Below are 17,910 nucleotides of genomic sequence, written 5' to 3' on the forward strand. Positions count from 1 at the left end.
CCGGCTGCTTGAGCCGACCCGTTTTCCCGCAGGCGTCTGCCCCGGCCTTGCCCCAACCCAGTGGGGTGCCGATGTCTGAACTGTCCGATCTGTCTCAAGGCAATTCCCTGCGCGCCGCATTGCCGCGGGCGATCGTCAAGCGCGGCGGCGAGACGACCGTCTTCGATGCCGGCAGGATCTGCTCCGCGATCGCGCGTGCCGGTCAGGCCAGCGGCGGGTTCGGCGGCGAGGAAGCCGATCGACTCACGCATGAGGCGGTCAAGGTGATCGCGCACCGCTTCGCCGGCTCGACGCCGCACATCGAGGACGTGCAGGACATCGTCGAGCAGGTGTTGATCGCGGCCGACCATGTCGCGACCGCGCGCGCCTATGTCGTCTATCGCGAGAAGCGCGGACAGGCGCGGCAGGACCGGAAGACGGTGGTCGACGTCGCCGTCTCCATCAATGAATATCTCGACCGCACCGACTGGCGCGTCAACGCCAACGCCAACCAGGGCTATTCGCTGGGCGGGCTCATCCTCAACCTTTCCGGCAAGGTCGTCGCCAACTACTGGCTGTCGCACATCTATCCGCCGGAAGTCGGCCGCGCCCATCGCGAGGGCGACATCCACATTCACGACCTCGACATGCTGGCCGGCTACTGCGCCGGCTGGTCGCTGCGCATGTTGTTGACCGAAGGGCTGAACGGCGTGCCCGGCAAGATCGAGGCGGGTCCGCCGAAGCACCTGTCGAGCGCGGTCGGGCAGATCGTCAATTTCCTCGGTACGCTGCAAAACGAATGGGCGGGCGCGCAGGCGTTCAGCTCGTTCGATACCTACATGGCGCCGTTCATCCGCAAGGACCGGCTCGGCTACGGCGAGGTGCTGCAATCAATTCAGGAACTGATCTACAACCTCAACGTCCCCTCGCGCTGGGGCACGCAGACGCCTTTCACAAATCTCACCTTCGACTGGATCTGTCCGGAGGACCTGCGCGACCAGGTGCCGATCGTCGGCGGCGAGGAGATGGATTTCACCTATGGCGACCTTCAGTCCGAAATGGACATGATCAACCGCGCCTACATGGAGGTGATGACCAAAGGCGACGCCAAGGGGCGCGTCTTCACGTTCCCGATCCCGACCTACAACATCACGCCGGATTTCCCGTGGGACAGCGAGAACGCCGACCACCTGTTCGAGATGACGGCGAAGTACGGCCTGCCCTATTTCCAGAACTTCATCAATTCCGAGCTGAAGCCGAACATGATCCGCTCGATGTGCTGCCGGCTCCAACTCGACCTCACCGAGTTGCTGAAGCGCGGCAACGGCCTGTTCGGCAGCGCCGAGCAGACCGGCTCGATCGGCGTGGTCACCGTCAATTGCGCGCGGCTCGGCCATCTCTGTCGCGGCAACGAGGCGGGCCTGTTCCAGCGCCTCGACACGCTGCTTGAGACCGGCCGCAACAGCCTCGAGATCAAGCGCAAGGTGGTGCAGCACTATATGGACAGCGGGCTGTTCCCTTACAGCAAGCGCTATCTCGGCACGCTTCGCAACCACTTCGCGACGCTCGGCGTCAACGGCATCAACGAGATGATCCGCAACTTCACTGCCGACTGCGAGACCATCGCCACGCCCTGGGGCCATGCCTTCGCCGTGCGCCTGCTCGACCACGTGCGGTCGCGCATCCGGGAATTCCAGGAGGAAACCGGCAGCCTGTTCAATCTGGAGGCGACGCCGGCGGAAGGCACCACCTACCGCTTCGCCAAGGAAGACCGCAAGCGCTACCCCGGCATCCTGCAGGCCGGCACCGACGAGAACCCCTATTACACCAATTCGAGCCAGCTTCCGGTCGGCTTCACCGACGATCCGTTCGAGGCGCTCGAGCGTCAGGACGAATTGCAGCGTAAATATACCGGCGGCACCGTGCTGCATCTCTATATGGGCGCGCGCCTGTCGTCCGGCGCGGCGTGCAAGAAGCTGGTGCGTCGTGCCCTCACCAACTTCCACCTGCCGTACATCACGGTGACGCCGACATTCTCGATCTGTCCGACCCACGGCTATCTCGAAGGCGAGCACGCCTTCTGTCCGAAATGCGATGCCGAACGACTCGCAGCCAAGCGGCAGGCCGCCGCACGTTGAAGGAAGGAGACCCGATATGACCGAATGCAACGACCCCGGCGAAACCGGAATCACGCTGCGCGACGACGAGCGTCAGCCCTGCGAGGTCTGGACCCGCGTGATGGGCTATCACCGCCCGGTGTCCTCGTTCAACCGGGGCAAGAAAGGCGAGCACAATGAGCGCCGGTTCTTCAGCGAAGCGCGCACCGCGCTCCGCTGAACTGCGTGTCGGCGGACTTGCCCGGCTGTCCACATGCGACTGGCCGGGCGAGCTCGTCGCCACGATCTTCTGCCAGGGCTGCCCGTGGGCCTGCGGCTATTGCCATAACCCGCACCTCATTCCGCCAGATGCCGAGACGGACATGGCGTGGACCGACGTGCTGTCGTTCCTCGAGTCTCGTCGCGGCCTGCTCGACGGCGTGGTGTTCTCGGGCGGCGAGCCGACCTTGCAGGCCGCGCTGCCGGAAGCGATGCGCGCGGCGCGCGCGCTCGGCTTCCGCATCGGCCTGCACACCGCCGGGCCCTATCCGGCACGGCTTGCCGAGGTGCTGCCGCTGACCGACTGGATCGGTTTCGACGTCAAGGCCGCCTTCGACGATTACGGGCGGATCACCGCTGTCGCCGGCAGCGGTATCAAGGCGAAAGCGAGCCTCGCCCGGGTGCTCGCCAGCGGTGTCGCCTGCGATATCCGCACGCCGGTGCACGATGCGTTGCTGGATCGCGCCGCCTTGACGCGTCTCGCGTCAGACCTCGCCGCGCTGGGCGTCCGCAACCACCGCCTTCAGCCGTTCCGCGCGACCGGGTGTACGAACGCGGCATTGCTTGAGAGAAAATGATGGAGTCGTTCTTGCTTTCGGGTATGCCGCGGTTCCAACGGGTTAGCATGTGTGGAGGTCTTTCGAATGAACCACAAGCGCGGAAGGCCGAGGAACAGGCGCGCCGGGTGCAAGATGTGCAAACCGTGGAAGGTCAACGGCTTTCGCACCGCGCGCCGGGACGGCGAGAAGTTCAGCGACCACAGGCGCCGCATCGCGGCCGGAGACGACCTGCGGCGGCGTCTATTTTGCGGCCCAGCGGCGTAGTCCGGCGCCGGCCTGCGCGAGCGCCATGGCCGGAAGCGCGAGGAACGCCAGAACGATGAGGCCGAGCGGCAGCATCGAAAGGTCGGACGCCGAAGCGGCGAGCACGACGATCTGGCTGACGATCATCAAGGCGCCCCAGCGCCACGGGCGGTCGGGGAAGGCGAAACCGAGCAGCCCCGAGAGCGCCAGCGCCAGCGGATAGGCGGCGGACCAGTAGAGCTCGGAATCCCAAGGTTCCTGCCGCCCGCCCAAACAGGCGGTCGCAGACCAGAGAAATATGCCGCCGATCGCGGCAAGACCGGCGGCCTTGAGGCCATGCGTATCCGTCATGTCGGTCACGCGGGTTTTCTACCGGAACGGGCTTAACGGCGCGTTGCCCCGCCCGCTCCCGGCGGCTGAATCAGGCTCTAGCGCCGCCTTTCCCGTGCGCGGTCATCGGAATCGTGCCGTCTGCGATCGTTCCGATCGCGGTCCGGCCGCGCATAGTTCGGGCGGCGATCCCGGTCGTTGTTCCAGCGCGGGCCGTCCCTGTCCCGATCCCGCCAGCGATTGCGGTCCCGGTCCCGGCGGTCCCGGTCGTATGAGGGCTTCCGGTCGTGGCCCCGGTTCGCCCAGTAGTCGCGCTGGCGGGCCGTCCAGCGGTGGCGCTTTCCGTGGCGGTCGAAGACGTAATAGCCCGAACCGGGGTAATAATATCCATCGTACCAGCCGTATCCGTAGCCGGAATAATAGGGGTAATCGTATCCGTAACGATCATAGTGGCCGTGGCCGACCGAAACGCCGGCCCTGCCGTATCCGTCGGACATGCAGCCGCCGAGCGCGAGCGCGGACAGCAGAAGAGCGATGCCGGCGGTTGCCTTTCGAATGGGTTTCATAGCCTTCTCCTGCCTTCGAGGAGACCATAAGACGCCTGAACCGCGGGTGAAGCCGCGCATCACCCGCGGTTCAGGCGCCGGAGCGCCGGTTTCGCGCCTACCCTAAAAAAGACGCCGGGCCCACTTCGGGAGACCGGCGTCCAGGTGATGCATTGGGGTCAATGCACTGAACCTGAACGCTTATCGGACGAAATGTTTCCCTCGCCTCAGACGGTGAGGCAGAGGTACTTCATCTCGACATACTCCTCGATGCCATAGCGCGAGCCTTCGCGCCCCAAGCCGGACTGCTTAACGCCGCCGAAGGGCGCGACCTCGGTGGAGAGGATGCCGGAGTTGATGCACACCATGCCCGCCTCGATCGCCTCTGCGACGCGCCAGACGCGCGAGAGGTTGTTCGAATAGAAATAGGCCGCGAGGCCGAACTCGGTGTCGTTGGCCATGGCGACGGCCTTTTCCTCGGTGCCGAAGCGGATGACGGGCGCGAGCGGCCCGAACGTCTCCTCGTGCGCGACGAGCATGTCCTGCGTGACGTTCGCGAGCACGGTCGGCTCGAAGAAGGTGCCGCCTAGCGCATGGCGCTTGCCGCCGGTGACGATACGCGCGCCCTTGGCGGTTGCATCGGCGATGTGCTCCTCCACCTTTTCAACGGCCGCGGCATTGATCAGCGGGCCCTGCTCGGTGCCCGCGTCGAGGCCGCTGCCGACCTTGAGGTTCGCGGCGGCCTTGGCGAGCTTTTCGACGAATTCGTCATAGACGCCGTCCTGCACGTAGAGCCGGTTCGAGCAGACGCAGGTCTGGCCGGAGTTGCGGTACTTGGAGGCAAGCGCACCGGCGACGGCGGCGTCCACGTCCGCGTCGTCGAAGACGATGAAGGGCGCATTGCCGCCGAGTTCGAGGCTGAGCTTCTTGATGGTGTCCGCCGACTGGCGCATCAGCAGGCGGCCGATCTCCGTGGAGCCGGTAAACGACAGCTTGCGGACGATGGGGTTCGAGGTGAGTTCGCCGCCGATCGCCGAGGCCTTGCCGGTCAGCACGTTGAAGATGCCCTTGGGGATACCGGCTTCCTCGGCGAGCACGGCGAGCGCGAAGGCCGAGAAAGGCGTCTCGGCGGCGGGCTTCAGCACCATCGGGCACCCGGCCGCGAGCGCGGGCGCGGCCTTGCGCGTGATCATGGCGTTCGGGAAGTTCCACGGCGTGATCGCGGCGGCGACGCCGATCGGCTGCCTGAGCACGACGATGCGCTTGTCCGCCATGTGGCCGGGGATGACGTCGCCGTAGAGGCGCTTGCCTTCCTCGGCGTACCATTCGATGAACGAGGCACCGTAGGCGATCTCGCCGCGCGCCTCGGCGAGGCTCTTGCCCTGCTCCAGCGTCAGCAGGCGGGCGAGGTCCTCCTGATTGGCCATGACGAGGTCGTACCAGCGGCGCAAGGTTGCGGCGCGCTCCTTCGCGGTCTTCGCGCGCCATGCGGGCCACGCGCGATTCGCGGCCTCGACGGCACGCTTCGTTTCGGCCGCGCCGCAGTTCGGCACGGTGCCGAGCACTTCGCCGGTGGCCGGATTCGTGACCGGAATCGTCTCGCCGCTGTCGGCCTTCACCCATTCGCCGTCGATGTAGCAGGCTTCGCGAAGCAGCGGCGAACGGGTCATGGGGCTCTCCTCTAAAGGGCTTTCAGTTTCGGCATGGCCGAATCCAGCGAACGGCGGATGATGTCAACCAGATCGTCGATCTCTCCGCGCGAAATGACGAGCGGCGGCGACATGACGATGGTGTCGCGGATGCCGCGCACCATCAGGCCGTTCTCGATGCAGAAGTCGCGCACGACCGGTCCGGCGTTGCCTTCCTTGCCGCCGAAACGCGCGGCGGTCGCCTTGTCGGCGACGATCTCGACCGCGCCGAGCAGGCCGATGGAGCGCGTCTCGCCGACGAGCGGGTGGTCGTCGAGACGCTTCAGGGCGTCCCGAAGGTAAGGCCCCACATCCTCGCGGACGCGGCCGACGAGGTTCTCGCGCTCGATGATCTCGATGTTGCGCAGCGCGACCGCGGCGCAGACCGGGTGGCCGGAATAGGTGAAGCCGTGCACGAAGTCGCCGCCGGTCTTGAGCACGTCCACGATGCCCGAAGATACGGCGACTGCCGAGATGGGCAGGTAGCCGGACGACAGCCCCTTCGCCATCGGCACGAGGTCGGGCGTGAAGCCGTAGGTCTGGTGGCCGAACCATTCGCCCGTGCGTCCGAAGCCGCAGATCACCTCGTCGGCGACGAGGAGGATGCCGTACTTGCGGCAGATGCGCTCCACCTCCTGCCAATAGCCGTCCGGCGGGATGATGACGCCGCCCGCGCCCTGCACGGGCTCGCCGATGAAGGCGGCGACGTTCTCGGGGCCGACTTCGAGGATGCGGTCCTCGATGGCCTGCGCGCAGAGCTTGCCGAACGCGCGCGGCTCCATGTCGCGGCCCTCGCCGAACCAGTAGGGCTGGCGGACGTGCTCGATGCCGGGGATGGGGAGGTCGCCCTGTTCGTGCATCGCCTTCATGCCGCCGAGGCTGACGCCCGCGACCGTGGAGCCGTGATAGGCGTTCCAGCGGCTGATGAAGACCTTGCGCTTCGGCTCGCCCTTCAGCTTCCAGTAGTGGCGCACCATGCGGAACACCGTGTCGTTCGCCTCGGAACCCGACGTGTTGAAGAACACGTGGCTCAGCTTGCCGCCGGTGAGGCCCGCGATCTTCGCGGCGAGTTCCACCGCGGGCGGCGTCGCCGTCTTGAAGAAGGTGTTGTAGAAGGGAAGCTCGCGCATCTGCGCGGCGGCGACCTCGGCAAGCTCGTCGCGGCCGTAGCCGATGTTGACGCACCAGAGGCCCGCCATGCCGTCGAGGAGGCGGTTGCCGTCGCCGTCGGTGATGTAGCAGCCCTCCGCGTGCGTCACGATCCGGCTGCCGCCCATGTCCTCGATCAGCTTGTAGTCCTGCTGCGCGGGGAGGTGGTGCGCGACGTCGAGACGGCGCAGCGCCGGAATGTCGTAGTTCTTGCGGACGGCGGTCATGCTGTTCCCCTGAGTGTCTGGCCAAGCAGTTTGAAGAAGGTCCGGCTGTCCGGGTTCGATTCCGGATGCCATTCGGGATGCCACTGGACGGCGACGACGGGCGCGGCGCCGATCTTCGCCGAATAGGCCTCGACGAGCCCGTCCGGCGCGGTCGCCTCGACGGTCAGGCCGTCGGCGAGGCGGTCGATGCCCTGATAGTGCACCGAGTTCACCTCGAGCGCGGGCTTGTCGTAGGTGCGCGCGAGCACGCCGCCGGGCACCAGATCGACGCGGTGCCGGTGATCGAACATGGCGTCGAAAGAGACATCCGGCGGCGCGTGGTGGCGGATGAGATCGTCGTTCGCCGAGGTGTCGCGGCGCAGGCTGCCGCCCAGCGCGACGTTGATCTCCTGGAAGCCGCGGCAGATGCCGAATACGGGCCGCCCGCGCCCGATCATCGCGTCCACCATCGACAGCGCGATCTCGTCGCGGCCGGGATCGAACGGGCCTTCGCCGCCGTCGTCGGCATAGCGGCTGCCCTCGATGTTGGAGGGGCTGCCGGTGAGCAGCACGCCGTCGAGACGCGGGGCGACCTCGGCGGCGGTCATCAGGTCGGGGAGCGACGGGATGAGCAGCGCCGCGACATCGGCATAGCGCATCGCCGCGCGCACGTAGCGCTCGATGACGGTTTGCGCGGGCTCGGTGCCCACGGTGCGCTGACAGCAGATGATACCGAGAACGGGACGGGCAGGGCTCATGCTCAGTGCTTTATCATGACATGCCGCGTCGCGAGATAGTGTTCGAGGCTGTAGACGGAAAGGTCGGAGCCGTAGCCCGAGGCCTTGACGCCGCCGTGCGGCATTTCCGTGGCGTTCACCGAGTGCGTGTTGATCCACGTGACGCCGTATTGCAGGCGCGCGGCGAACGCGGCGGCCTTGCCGACGTCGCGCGTCCACACCGACGAGGCGAGGCCGTATTCGCTGTCGTTCGCCCAGTCGAGCGCCTGGGCGTCCTCGTCGAAGCGCGTGACCGAGACAACGGGGCCGAACACTTCCTTCTGGACGATCTCGTCGCTGTTCCGCGCGCCCGCGATCAGCGTCGGCTCGTAGAAGAAGCCGGGGCCGTCCGGTGCTTTGCCGCCGGTGACGACCTCCGCGTCCGTATCGGCGGCGGCGCGGGCGACGAAGCCGTCCACGCGGTCGCGCTGGCGGGCCGTGATGAGCGGGCCGAGCGCGGTGCCGGGCGCGGCGGGATCGCCCATCGGGATCGCCTCGACGGCGCCTTGAAGCGCGGCGACCAGCCGGTCGTAGACGTCGGCGTGGGCATAGACGCGGCAGGCCGCGGTGCAGTCCTGCCCGGCATTGTAGTAGCCGCCCTCGGCGATCGCCTCGACGGCGGCGGCGATGTCGGCGTCCGCCAGCACGATGACCGGGGCCTTGCCGCCAAGCTCGAAATGTGTGCGCTTGATGGTGGGGGCGACCGCTTCCATGATCTTGCGCCCCGTCGCCACGTCGCCGGTCAGCGACACCATGCGCACGCGCGGATGCGCGACGAGACGCGCGCCGACGTTCGGCCCGTTGCCGGTGACGACGTTGACGACGCCCGCAGGCAGGAACTCGGCGCACACCTCGGCCAGCCGCAGCGCGGTGAGCGGCGTGTGCTCGGAAGGCTTCAGGACCACCGTGTTGCCCGCGGCGATGGCGGGCGCGATCTTCCACGACGCCATCATCAGCGGGTAGTTCCACGGCGCGATGCCGACGACGACGCCGATCGGATCGCGCCGGATCATCGAGGTGTAGCCCGCGCCGCGGTACTCGCCCGCCGCCTGCCCCGGGATCGTGCGCGCAGCGCCCGCGTAGAAGCGGAACACGTCGATGGTGTTGCCCACGTCCACGCTGCGCGCCGTGCCGAGCGGCTTGCCGCAGTTGTGCATCTCGATCCCGGCGAATTCGTCCGCCAGCGTCTCGATACGGTCGGCGATGCGGAGCATCCGGAGCGAGCGCTCTTTCGGCGACATTGCCGACCAGACCGCAAAACCACGCTCGGCGGCGGCGATTGCGGCGTCTACCTGCGCACGGGTGGCGGAGGCGAGCGTCGCGATGGTCTCGCCGGTCGCCGGGTTGAACACGGGTTCCGGCGCGTCCTCGCCGCGGATCGCGTTTCCGTCGATGAACTGGCCAGTGTGGTCGGTCCCAGAGCGGTCGGTCATGGTCTTTTCGGATTCCCATGTTGGAAGAATGGGCGCGAGGATAGGGACGCGGCTTCGGCATCGGAAATACGAAATGGGGAGCGAGAGCTATCGCTTTTGCCGATGGGTGCGACGTGTTGCGCATCCGGCTGAGATGAACTATATTCAGACTTAATTTAGTCCGATAAGGTGTCTATGAAGTATTCCGCGCAAGTCAAACCCATCAGTTTCCTGAAAGCGAAGGCAGCGGAGGTTCTGCTCGATCTCGCCGAACGCCGCGAGCCGATGGTCATCACGCAGAACGGGGAAGCGAAGGCGGTTCTACAGGATATCGCCTCCTATGAGCAGACGCAGGACACGCTCGCACTTCTGAAGCTGCTTACGCTCGGCAATCGGGATATCGAGGCCGGACGCACCCGGCCGGTACGGGCGGTGATTGCGCGGCTGAAGGCGAAAGCTTCCCGCGACTGATGTCGGCGCCCAAATACGATGTTGCGCTGACAGAAGGCGCCGAAGCGGACCTCGAGGCACTTTACGACTACATGGCGGAGAATCGTTCGCCGGAGCAGGCCGATGCGCTGCTTGATGATATTCTCGCCGCGGTCGAATCGCTGGAGGCGTGGCCTGAACGCGGCGCGTTGCCGAAAGAACTCGATGCGCTGGGCATCCGCGAGTTCCGGCAGATTCTGGTTTCGCCGTATCGGTTGATCTATCACACGATCGGAACGACGGTCTTTGTTTCCGTGATCGCGGACGGACGGCGCGACATGCAGGCATTGCTGGAACAGCGCCTGCTCGGGCGGTGAGTTGACGGCGTCAGGACTGCAACACCACCGGGCTCGATCCGTGCCAGGTGAGCCAGACCTTGTCCTCCCACGTGAAATCCTCCTGGTCGTAGCGCGACAGGTTGGGGCGGGAGACGCGGATGACGCGGCCGGAATCGAGCTTCACCTCGTAGATGGTGATGTCGCCGAGGTAGGACATGCCGCGGATCTGGCCGTGGGCGATGTTGTCGCCTTCGGGGCATTCGGGCGCGTTCGGCTTGCCCTTCGCTTCCGGGATCATGGCGATCTTCTCGGGGCGGAGCGCGACGTGGACGTTCGCGTCGTGCGGCCCCGTGACGCCGTGGTTCAGGTAGATGCGGCCGATCTCCGGGCAGTCGACGACCGCCTTGTCGGGCTCGTCCGTCACCAGCCTGCCGTCGAACAGGTTCACCGATCCGATGAAGTCCGCGACGAAGCGGTTGGCCGGGAATTCGTAGAGGTCGGAGGGCGAGGCAAGCTGCGCGACGAGACCCTTGTTGATGACGGCGATGCGGCCCGCCATCGACAGCGCCTCGTCCTGATCGTGCGTCACCGTCACGAAGGTGATGCCGACCTGCTCCTGAAGGTCGGCAAGCTCGAACTGCATGGCGGCGCGGAGCTTGGCGTCGAGCGCGGAGAGCGGCTCGTCGAGCAGCAGCACCTTGGGGCGCATCACGAGCGAGCGGGCGAGCGCGACGCGCTGGCGCTGGCCGCCCGAGAGCTGGTCGGGGCGGCGGTCGCCGAGGCCGTCGAGCTTGACGAGGGCGAGTGCTTCCGCGACGCGCGACCTGATCTCCGACGCGGCGACGCGCGCGATGCGCAGGCCATAGCCGACGTTCTCCGTCACCGTCATGTGCGGGAATACCGCGTAGGACTGGAACACCATGTTCACGGGGCGCCGGTTCGGCGGCACGTGCGCCATGTCCTGCCCGTCGATGATGATCTGGCCTTCGGTCGGCACCTCGAAGCCCGCGATCATGCGGAGCAGCGTGGTCTTGCCGCAGCCCGAGGGGCCGAGGAGGACGAAGAACTCGCCCGGCATGATGTCGAGCGAGATGTTGTCCACCGCGGCCATCGCGCCGAAGCGCTTGGTGACGTTCCGGATGCTGATGATCGGCTGTTTCGCTGCTGTCGCCATGAGATCAGTGGCCTTGCGGGGTTCCGCCCATGCGGCTTTGCACCTTCAGGGCTATGGTCGTGAGGATGACGGTGATGAGGATCAGCAGCGCCGAGGCCGCGTTCACCTCCGGCGTCACCGAGAAGCGGACCATCGAATAGACCTTCACCGGGAAGGTGATGGTGTTGGGGCCGCTGGTGAAGAAGGTGATGACGAAATCGTCGAGGCTGAGCGTGAAGGCGAGGAGGGCGCCCGCGATGAGGCCGGGCTTCATGTGCGGCAGCAGCACGTCGCGGAACGCCTGCCACTCGCTGGCGCCGAGGTCCTTGGCGGCTTCTTCTTCCTCGCGGTTGAAGCTGGTGAGGCGCGAGCGCACCACCATCGTCACGAACGGGAAGCAGAAGGTGATGTGCGCGATGATGATCGCGCCGAGGCTGAACGGCCACGGCAGGTCGGTCGGGAAGCCGATCTTCGCGAAGAACACCAGCATGGCGACGCCCATGCAGATTTCCGGCACCACGATGGGCAGCGCCATCGCGCCCTCGGTCGCGGTCTTGCCGGGGAAACGGAAGCGCCAGAGCATGACGGCGGCGAGCGCGCCGATGACGACGCTGACGATCGTGCTGATGAAGGCGATGGTGAGCGAGTTGCCCATCGCGATCATCAGCGAGTCGTTGTCGAGCGCCTTCTCGTAATATTTGAGCGTGAAGCCGCGCCAGACGATGTTGCGGCGGCTGTCGTTGAAGCTGAACGCGATGAGCGTGATGAGCGGCGCGTAGAGGAAGAACAGCACGAGGCCGACCCACGCGCGCATCCACAGGCGCTTCGTGTATTCGAGCGGGGCGAGCGGGATGCGACTTTTGAAGAAGCTCATTGGCGGCGCTCCGCCTGCCGCGATTTCATGGCCTGGAAGGCGATGGCGATGAAGGTCGCGTACATGAGAAGGAACGAGAGCGCGGCGCCGAACGGCCAGTCGTTGGCGCGCTTGAACTGCCGCTCGATGACGTTGGCGATCATCTGGCTGTCGGTGCCGCCGAGCAGGTCGGGCGTGAGGTAGGCGCCGAGCGCGGGCACGAAGGTGATGATGATGCCGGAGATGATACCCGGCGCTGCGAGCGGCGCGACGATGCTGAGCAGCGTGCGGAGATGCCCGGCGCCGAGATCGAGGCTCGCCTCGATGAGTGATTTGTCGAGCCGGTCGAGCGCGGCGTAGAGCGGCAGCACCATGAACGGCAGGTGCACGTAGACGAGGCCGAGCACGACCGCGAAGTTGTTGTAAAGGAGCGGCAGCGGCTCGAAGGTCCCGAGCGGCTGGAGACCGGCGAAGGTCATGAGGCCGCTCCACCTGTCCCACATCCAGCCGATGGTCTGGTTCGCGTAGCCTTCGGTGCGCAGCACCGCCATCAGCGCGTAGGTGCGGATGAGGAGGTTCGTCCAGAACGGCAGCATGATCGCGAGCAGCAGCCACGGCCGCCATTTCGGCGTCGCGAAGACGATGGCGAGCGCGACCGGAAAGCCGACGACGAGGCAGATCGCCGTGGTGAGCGCGGCGACGCCGACCGACTTCACGAAGATGCCGAGATAGAGCGGCTCAAGCGCCCGCGCATAGTTCGCGAACGTGCCGCTGATGTCGATTTCGGTGAGGCCGACGTTGCGGCCGAAGCTGTAGAGCCAGACGAGGGCGAGGGGGACGATGAAGAACAGGACCAGCCAGAGGATGGGCGCGCCCGCGATTGCCGCGAACAGCGCCCGGTTCAGCTTCCAGTCCTGCATCTCGCGCGCCCCTCGCGTGCCTCTGGGCCGCTACGCCGCGCGGACGCGGGTGAAGGCTTCCTCGAACACCGGCTGCATCTTGCCGTCGTAGGCCGCGTACTCGCACTTGGCGAGTTCCTCGGCGGTCGGGAAGATCACCGTGTTGTCGCGGTAGTCCGCGGGCATCAGCGCCTTGGCCGCTTCGTTCGGCGTCGGGAACAGGATGTATTCGGCGATCTTCTTGCCGGCTTCCGCGTCGAGCAGGTAATTGATGAAGGCGTGCGCGTTCAGCGGGTGCGGCGCGCCCTTGGGGATCGCCAGCGTATCGGAGTTGAGCTGGCTGCCTTCCTTCGGCAGCACGAAGCCGATGTCGTCGTCCTCCGCCATGATCTGCGCAATGTCGCCGTTGTATTCGAGCACGAGGTCGACCTCGCCCGAAAGCAGCAGGTCCTGGCCGTTGTCCTCGTGGAAGGCCTTGATGAAGGGCTTCTGCTTGATGAGCATCGCCTCGATCTGCTTCACGAGATCGGGCGTGATGCCGTTCACCGAATGGCCGAGATACTTGGCGCTGATGCGGAACATGTCGCCCGCTTCCGACAGTACCGAGATGCGGCCCTTGTACTTGTCCGAATCGAGCAGCCACTTCCAGCTGTCCGGCACGCCGTCCACCTTCGATTTGCGGTAGCCGATGCCGAGCGTCAGCCACGTGTAGGGCATCGAGAACTTGCGGCCGGGATCGTAGGCGACGTCCTTGAACGCGTCGCCGACGTTGGCGAAGTTCGGGATCTTGGAATGGTCGAGCGGCTCCAGCATGTCCGCCTGCACCATGCGCTCGACGAAGTCGTTGGAGGGGACGATCACGTCGAAGCCGGGGTTACCCGCACGCAGCTTCGCGAACAGCTCGTCGTTGGTGGCGAAGAGGCTCATGTTGACTTCGATGCCCGACGCGTCCTTGAAATCGTCGAGCGTGGTTTCGCCGATGTAGGTGTCCCAGTTGTAGAAGTTGAGCTTGCCTTCCTCGCCGGTAGAGGCCTTGCCGGCTTCCTTCTTCTCGCACCCGGCGAGCGCGCCCGTGAAGGTGATGCCGATGGCGGCGGCGCCCAATCCCTGAAGAAGCGAGCGTCGGCCGATGCGTTTGCGGATGCTGTCAAAGCTGTTCATGGTCCCTGTCTCCCAATCGTCGCCCGCCAGCGATCATCCCCGGACTTCAACGCTCTGACGGCGCTCAGCGGATGCTAACGCAGCCGTGGATGGCCGCAAGCCCCTCAGTCTCCCGGGCGGTATCAAATCGCGCTACCGCTGCACGCGCAAATCCATTATGCAATCCGTGAGGTATCGAATAATCCGATGGCTGAGATGAACATCACGTTCCGGCAAATCCGCTATTTCATTGCCGTGGCCGAGGCGCGCTCCGTCTCCGGCGGGTCGAGCGCGGTCGGCATCTCGCAGTCGGCGGTAACGGACGCGATCCGCACGCTGGAGGCGGAAACGGGCGTGATGCTGTTCCACCGCCACGCCAAGGGCGTGACGCTGACGCGCGAGGGGCACCAGTTCCTGCGCCATGCCCGCTCGATCATCGACGCCATCGCCGACATGCAGGGCGGGGTGGGGCGCGAGCAGGACCTGACCGCCGGCAGCGTCCGCGTCGGCGTGACGCCGGTCGTCACCGGCTATTTCCTGTCGGATCTGCTCTCCCGTTTCAGGCGTATGTTTCCGCGCATCGAGGTGCAGCTCGTCGAGGAACGCCGCGACTACATTGAACACTTGATCATCAACGGCGAGCTCGACCTCGCCGTGCTGATGGTGAGCAACCTCGAGGAGCGCAGCGCCATCGACCACGAGGTGCTGCTCCGCTCCGAATGCCGCGCGTGGGTGGCGCCCTCGCACCCGCTCTCCGACGTCGACGGCCTCAGCCTTTCCGACCTCGAGAACGAGCCGGTGATCGCGCTCTCGCTCGACGAGCTCGAAGGACTCATCGACGGCATCTGGTCCAAGTTCGACCACCCGCCGCGCGTCGCCTACCGCACCTCGTCGATGGAGGGGGTGCGCAGCCTCGTCGGCACCGGCGCGGGGATCACACTGCTCCCCGATCTCGTCTACCGGCCGTGGAGCCTCGAAGGCGACCGCATCATCGCCAAGCGCACGCGCGAAAGCCTGCCCACCGTAGACATCGGCATCGCGTGGCGGCGCCTCACCCGGCACAGCGAGGCGGCGACGCTGTTCATGGAGACGGTGCACGAGCACCGGCGGTAGGTTCAGGCGTTCCGCAAGTACCAGTCGTAGTCGAGCTGCGTCACCTCGCCGTAGAAGCGGGCCATCTCGGTGCGCTTGACGATGGTGTAGTTCTTCACGAAGCGCGCGCCCAGATAGTCGTTCATCAGCGGCGAGGCTTCGAAGGCGTCGTTCGCGGCGAACCAGTTGTTGGGGAGCTTCACGCCCGCGCTCGCCTCGTCCTCGTAGCCGTTGCCGACGACGGCGGGGCCGGGGTCGATGCGGTTTGCGATGCCGTGGTGCATCGCGGCGAGCACGGCGGCGACAGCGAGGTAGGGGTTCGCGTCCGCGCCGCAGACGCGGTGCTCGACATGGCGCGAGGCCGGGGAGCCCGCCGGGATGCGCAAGGACACCGTGCGGTTGTTGACGCCCCATGTCGGCGCGACGGGCGCGTAGCTGTTCGCCTTGAAGCGGCGGTAGCTGTTCGCGTTGGGCGCGAAGATCGCCATCGATTCGCCGAGCGCGGCCTTCATGCCGCCGATGGCGTGGCGCAGCATCGGTGCGCCTTCGGGGTCTTCGCTGGCGAAGGCATTGTTGCCGCTTTCGTCCGCCATCGAGATATGGAGGTGCATACCGTTCCCGGCCTCGTGCACGAACGGCTTCGCCATGAAGGTGGCTTCGAGGCCGTGCTTCACGGCGACGCCCTTCACCAGCCGCTTGTACATGACGGCATCGTCGGCGGCGCGGAGCGCATCGGGCTTGTGGCGCAGCGTCAGCTCGAACTGGCCGGGGGCGTATTCCGAAATCGCCGATTCGAGAGGAACGCCTTGCGCATCGCACCCGGCATAAAGGTCGTCGAAGAACGGCTTGAAATCCTCGAGCTCGCGCAGGCCGTAGACCTGGTTGTCGCCGGAGCGGTGCGGCGTCAGCAGGCCCTTCGCGGGGGCAGGCTTGCCGCCGGAGAGATCGACGAGGAAGAATTCCAGCTCGACCGCCACAACGGGCGTCAGGCCGTCCGCCGCCAGCCGGTCGATGACGCCGCCGAGGACGTGGCGCGGATCGAGGTCGCTCGGCGTGCCGTCGAGCTCGTAGAAGCTGGTGAGGAACTGGCCGGCGTTCGGCCCGAGCCACGGCGCGCGGACGAGCGTGCCCGGCACCGGCTTCACATAGCGGTCGGCGTCGCCGTCCTCCCAGACGAGGCCGGTCTCCTCGGTGTCGCGCCCCGTGATGTCCACGACGACGACGGAGCCGGGCAGGAAGCGGCCGGATTCGTAGACGGCGATCACCTCGTGGCGGCGCAGGCGCTTGCCGCGCGGCACGCCGCACATGTTGGTGAAGATGATGTCGACCGCGTCGATGTCGGGGTTGGCCGCGAAGAAGGCGTGGGCTTCCGAAACGTCGGCGATGCGGTTGGAGGCGTGGGGCGGCTTGGTCATGCGTTCATTCCATAAGGCGTGAAAGGCGTTCGCCCAAGACATTGCCGGCGGATCACAGGCGATCTCTCAGCGCGTACCAGAGCATCCCGGCGACATAGAGCGGGTGGCGGAGCAGGCGCCCGCCGGGGAAGGGCTTCACCGGAAGCGAGGCGAACAGGTCGAAGCGCTCCGCCGTGCCGCGCATCGCCTCGGTGATGAGTTCGCCCACGAGCGTCGAGAGCAGCACGCCGTGGCCCGAGTAGCCATGCGCGTAGAAGATATTGCCCTTGCGGCCGAAGTGCGGCAGCCGGTTCATGGTGACGCCGACGAGGCCGCCCCACGCATAGTCGATGTTGATGCCGGAAAGCTGCGGGAAAGCAGCCTCCATGTAAGGGCGCACGAACCCGGCGACGTCGCGCGGCGGGCGCGGCGTGTACTTCTCGCCGCCGCCGAAGATCAGGCGGTGGTCGGCGGAAAGGCGATAGTAGTTGAGGACGAAGCGGCTCTCGGAGACCGCCGCGCCGGACGGGATGAGCGCGCGGGCGCGGTCCTCGCCGAGCGGCGCCGTCGCGATGTTGTAGTTCGCGACCGGCATCGTGTAGCGGCCGAGATCGGCGTCGATCTCGGCCATGAAGGCGTCGCAGGCGAGCACGACGTAGCGTGCGGATACGCTGCCCTGCGCGGTGGTGACGCCGGGACGGTCGCCGCCCGCGATGCGGACCACGGGCAGATCTTCGTAGAGCCGGACACCCGCCGCGCGCGCCGCTTCGGCAAGGCCGAGCGCATAGTTGAGCGGATGCAGGTGGCCGCCCGCGGAGTCGTAGATGCCGCCGTGATAGCCCTTCGCCGAGACGATCCCGGCGGTCTCTTCCGGCAGCACGATCCGGGCTGCGTCATAGCCCATCACGTGGCCGAGGCATTCGAGCTCGCGCTTCATGGCGTCGAGGTCGGCGGGCTTGCAGGCGGCGGTGAAATGGCCGTGGCGGAGATCGCAGGCGATGCCGTGCCGCGCGATGCGGTCGTGGACGCGCGCCCGCGCCGTGTCGGCCACGCTGAACAGGCGCCGTGCCGTCTCCCGCCCGAAGCGCTGCACCAGATCGCCCGCCGACCAGCGCATACCGGGGATCATCTGGCCGCCGTTTCGCCCTGACGCGCCCCAGCCGATGCGGTGCGCCTCGACGAGCGCCACCGCATAGCCCGCCTCGGCCGCCGAGAGTGCCGCGGACAGGCCCGTATAGCCCCCGCCCACGACGCAGACATCGACGGCGATGCTGCCTTCGAGCGGCGGCTGGGCCGGGAAGGGGTTTGCGGTCGCCGCGTAAAGGGACGGCGCGTGCGGCTCGGCCAAG

The 17,910-nt window shown here is 66.6% G+C and carries 18 protein-coding genes; 6 read left to right on the top strand and 12 right to left on the bottom strand.

What is annotated here, in order from left to right; genetic code table 11:
• The first annotated feature begins 71 nt into the window (after nucleotides 1-71).
• The 3 genes from PE061_RS14525 to PE061_RS14535 are packed head-to-tail and all read left to right on the top strand — an operon-like array spanning nucleotide 72 to nucleotide 2,932.
• Nucleotides 72-2,117, top strand: a complete 2,046-nt coding sequence (locus PE061_RS14525) for a ribonucleoside triphosphate reductase (protein WP_271255964.1) — start codon at nucleotides 72-74, stop codon at nucleotides 2,115-2,117.
• A gap of 16 nt (nucleotides 2,118-2,133) precedes the next feature.
• The gene (nrdD, locus tag PE061_RS14530) at nucleotides 2,134-2,316 is read left to right on the top strand and encodes an anaerobic ribonucleoside-triphosphate reductase (protein WP_271255965.1); all 183 of its coding nucleotides are present in this window, start codon (nucleotides 2,134-2,136) and stop codon (nucleotides 2,314-2,316) included.
• Nucleotides 2,273-2,932, top strand: coding sequence for an anaerobic ribonucleoside-triphosphate reductase activating protein (locus PE061_RS14535; RefSeq protein WP_271255966.1), 660 nt, complete (start codon nucleotides 2,273-2,275; stop codon nucleotides 2,930-2,932). The genes nrdD and PE061_RS14535 overlap by 44 nt, the downstream gene beginning before the upstream one ends.
• Before the next feature lie 222 nt (nucleotides 2,933-3,154).
• Here the strand turns inward: PE061_RS14535 and PE061_RS14540 are convergent, their stop codons facing one another.
• The 6 genes from PE061_RS14540 to PE061_RS14565 form a co-directional block, all read right to left on the bottom strand.
• On the bottom strand, nucleotides 3,155-3,517 hold the full coding sequence (locus tag PE061_RS14540) for a hypothetical protein (RefSeq protein WP_271255967.1): 363 nt from the start codon (nucleotides 3,515-3,517) through the stop codon (nucleotides 3,155-3,157).
• 68 nt (nucleotides 3,518-3,585) lie between these two features.
• Nucleotides 3,586-4,053: a hypothetical protein gene (locus PE061_RS14545; RefSeq protein WP_271255968.1), complete on the bottom strand. Its 468-nt coding sequence runs from the start codon at nucleotides 4,051-4,053 to the stop codon at nucleotides 3,586-3,588.
• Between the two features lie 206 nt (nucleotides 4,054-4,259).
• Complete coding sequence (gene gabD, locus PE061_RS14550) at nucleotides 4,260-5,702, bottom strand: NADP-dependent succinate-semialdehyde dehydrogenase (RefSeq protein WP_271255969.1); 1,443 nt, start codon at nucleotides 5,700-5,702, stop codon at nucleotides 4,260-4,262.
• Nucleotides 5,703-5,713: 11 nt separating this feature from the next.
• Nucleotides 5,714-7,096, bottom strand: coding sequence for an aspartate aminotransferase family protein (locus tag PE061_RS14555; RefSeq protein WP_271255970.1), 1,383 nt, complete (start codon nucleotides 7,094-7,096; stop codon nucleotides 5,714-5,716).
• Nucleotides 7,093-7,833 carry a gamma-glutamyl-gamma-aminobutyrate hydrolase family protein gene (locus PE061_RS14560; protein WP_271255971.1) on the bottom strand — a complete coding sequence of 247 codons (741 nt, stop codon included), beginning with the start codon at nucleotides 7,831-7,833 and terminating at the stop codon, nucleotides 7,093-7,095. Before PE061_RS14560 ends, PE061_RS14555 begins: the two co-directional genes overlap by 4 nt.
• A gap of 2 nt (nucleotides 7,834-7,835) precedes the next feature.
• Entirely contained in the window at nucleotides 7,836-9,284 is a 1,449-nt protein-coding gene (locus PE061_RS14565; RefSeq protein ID WP_271255972.1) for a gamma-aminobutyraldehyde dehydrogenase, read from the bottom strand.
• A 174-nt stretch (nucleotides 9,285-9,458) separates the two neighbouring features.
• On the opposite strand from PE061_RS14565, the gene PE061_RS14570 reads away from it, so the two are divergent.
• Nucleotides 9,459-9,734: a type II toxin-antitoxin system Phd/YefM family antitoxin gene (locus PE061_RS14570; RefSeq protein ID WP_271255973.1), complete on the top strand. Its 276-nt coding sequence runs from the start codon at nucleotides 9,459-9,461 to the stop codon at nucleotides 9,732-9,734.
• Nucleotides 9,734-10,069 (top strand): type II toxin-antitoxin system RelE/ParE family toxin, encoded by a 336-nt coding sequence (locus PE061_RS14575; RefSeq protein WP_271255974.1) that lies wholly within the window; start codon nucleotides 9,734-9,736, stop codon nucleotides 10,067-10,069. Before PE061_RS14570 ends, PE061_RS14575 begins: the two co-directional genes overlap by 1 nt.
• Nucleotides 10,070-10,079: 10 nt before the next feature.
• Here the strand turns inward: PE061_RS14575 and PE061_RS14580 are convergent, their stop codons facing one another.
• From PE061_RS14580 to PE061_RS14595, 4 genes are read right to left on the bottom strand one after another with little or no spacing between them, the layout of a single operon-like run.
• Nucleotides 10,080-11,204 (bottom strand): ABC transporter ATP-binding protein, encoded by a 1,125-nt coding sequence (locus PE061_RS14580; RefSeq protein WP_271255975.1) that lies wholly within the window; start codon nucleotides 11,202-11,204, stop codon nucleotides 10,080-10,082.
• A 4-nt stretch (nucleotides 11,205-11,208) separates the two neighbouring features.
• Complete coding sequence (locus PE061_RS14585; protein WP_271255976.1) at nucleotides 11,209-12,057, bottom strand: ABC transporter permease; 849 nt, start codon at nucleotides 12,055-12,057, stop codon at nucleotides 11,209-11,211.
• Nucleotides 12,054-12,956 carry an ABC transporter permease gene (locus tag PE061_RS14590; RefSeq protein ID WP_271255977.1) on the bottom strand — a complete coding sequence of 301 codons (903 nt, stop codon included), beginning with the start codon at nucleotides 12,954-12,956 and terminating at the stop codon, nucleotides 12,054-12,056. Before PE061_RS14590 ends, PE061_RS14585 begins: the two co-directional genes overlap by 4 nt.
• Nucleotides 12,957-12,986: 30 nt before the next feature.
• Complete coding sequence (locus tag PE061_RS14595; protein WP_271255978.1) at nucleotides 12,987-14,096, bottom strand: ABC transporter substrate-binding protein; 1,110 nt, start codon at nucleotides 14,094-14,096, stop codon at nucleotides 12,987-12,989.
• Between the two features lie 186 nt (nucleotides 14,097-14,282).
• Here PE061_RS14595 and PE061_RS14600 point away from each other — a divergent pair, with 186 nt between their 5' ends.
• Nucleotides 14,283-15,188, top strand: coding sequence for a LysR family transcriptional regulator (locus PE061_RS14600; protein WP_271255979.1), 906 nt, complete (start codon nucleotides 14,283-14,285; stop codon nucleotides 15,186-15,188).
• 2 nt (nucleotides 15,189-15,190) lie between these two features.
• Here the strand turns inward: PE061_RS14600 and PE061_RS14605 are convergent, their stop codons facing one another.
• The gene (locus tag PE061_RS14605) at nucleotides 15,191-16,582 is read right to left on the bottom strand and encodes a glutamine synthetase family protein (RefSeq protein ID WP_271255980.1); all 1,392 of its coding nucleotides are present in this window, start codon (nucleotides 16,580-16,582) and stop codon (nucleotides 15,191-15,193) included.
• Nucleotides 16,583-16,634: 52 nt separating this feature from the next.
• On the bottom strand, nucleotides 16,635-17,909 hold the full coding sequence (locus tag PE061_RS14610; RefSeq protein ID WP_271255981.1) for an NAD(P)/FAD-dependent oxidoreductase: 1,275 nt from the start codon (nucleotides 17,907-17,909) through the stop codon (nucleotides 16,635-16,637).
• Nucleotide 17,910: the final 1 nt, after the last annotated feature.

It is taken from the genome of Sphingosinicella microcystinivorans (genome assembly GCF_027941835.1).
Taxonomy (GTDB): domain Bacteria; phylum Pseudomonadota; class Alphaproteobacteria; order Sphingomonadales; family Sphingomonadaceae; genus Sphingosinicella.

Bases quoted from the DNA above. Each gene is read 5' to 3' on its own strand.
- PE061_RS14525 (WP_271255964.1), top strand. From the start codon at position 72: ATGTCTGAACTGTCCGATCTGTCTCAAGGCAATTCCCTGCGCGCCGCA.
- nrdD (WP_271255965.1), top strand. From the start codon at position 2,134: ATGACCGAATGCAACGACCCCGGCGAAACCGGAATCACGCTGCGCGAC.
- PE061_RS14535 (WP_271255966.1), top strand. From the start codon at position 2,273: ATGAGCGCCGGTTCTTCAGCGAAGCGCGCACCGCGCTCCGCTGAACTG.
- PE061_RS14545 (WP_271255968.1), bottom strand. From the start codon at position 4,053: ATGAAACCCATTCGAAAGGCAACCGCCGGCATCGCTCTTCTGCTGTCC.
- gabD (WP_271255969.1), bottom strand. From the start codon at position 5,702: ATGACCCGTTCGCCGCTGCTTCGCGAAGCCTGCTACATCGACGGCGAA.
- PE061_RS14555 (WP_271255970.1), bottom strand. From the start codon at position 7,096: ATGACCGCCGTCCGCAAGAACTACGACATTCCGGCGCTGCGCCGTCTC.
- PE061_RS14560 (WP_271255971.1), bottom strand. From the start codon at position 7,833: ATGAGCCCTGCCCGTCCCGTTCTCGGTATCATCTGCTGTCAGCGCACC.
- PE061_RS14565 (WP_271255972.1), bottom strand. From the start codon at position 9,284: ATGACCGACCGCTCTGGGACCGACCACACTGGCCAGTTCATCGACGGA.
- PE061_RS14570 (WP_271255973.1), top strand. From the start codon at position 9,459: ATGAAGTATTCCGCGCAAGTCAAACCCATCAGTTTCCTGAAAGCGAAG.
- PE061_RS14575 (WP_271255974.1), top strand. From the start codon at position 9,734: ATGTCGGCGCCCAAATACGATGTTGCGCTGACAGAAGGCGCCGAAGCG.
- PE061_RS14580 (WP_271255975.1), bottom strand. From the start codon at position 11,204: ATGGCGACAGCAGCGAAACAGCCGATCATCAGCATCCGGAACGTCACC.
- PE061_RS14585 (WP_271255976.1), bottom strand. From the start codon at position 12,057: ATGAGCTTCTTCAAAAGTCGCATCCCGCTCGCCCCGCTCGAATACACG.
- PE061_RS14590 (WP_271255977.1), bottom strand. From the start codon at position 12,956: ATGCAGGACTGGAAGCTGAACCGGGCGCTGTTCGCGGCAATCGCGGGC.
- PE061_RS14595 (WP_271255978.1), bottom strand. From the start codon at position 14,096: ATGAACAGCTTTGACAGCATCCGCAAACGCATCGGCCGACGCTCGCTT.
- PE061_RS14600 (WP_271255979.1), top strand. From the start codon at position 14,283: ATGGCTGAGATGAACATCACGTTCCGGCAAATCCGCTATTTCATTGCC.
- PE061_RS14605 (WP_271255980.1), bottom strand. From the start codon at position 16,582: ATGACCAAGCCGCCCCACGCCTCCAACCGCATCGCCGACGTTTCGGAA.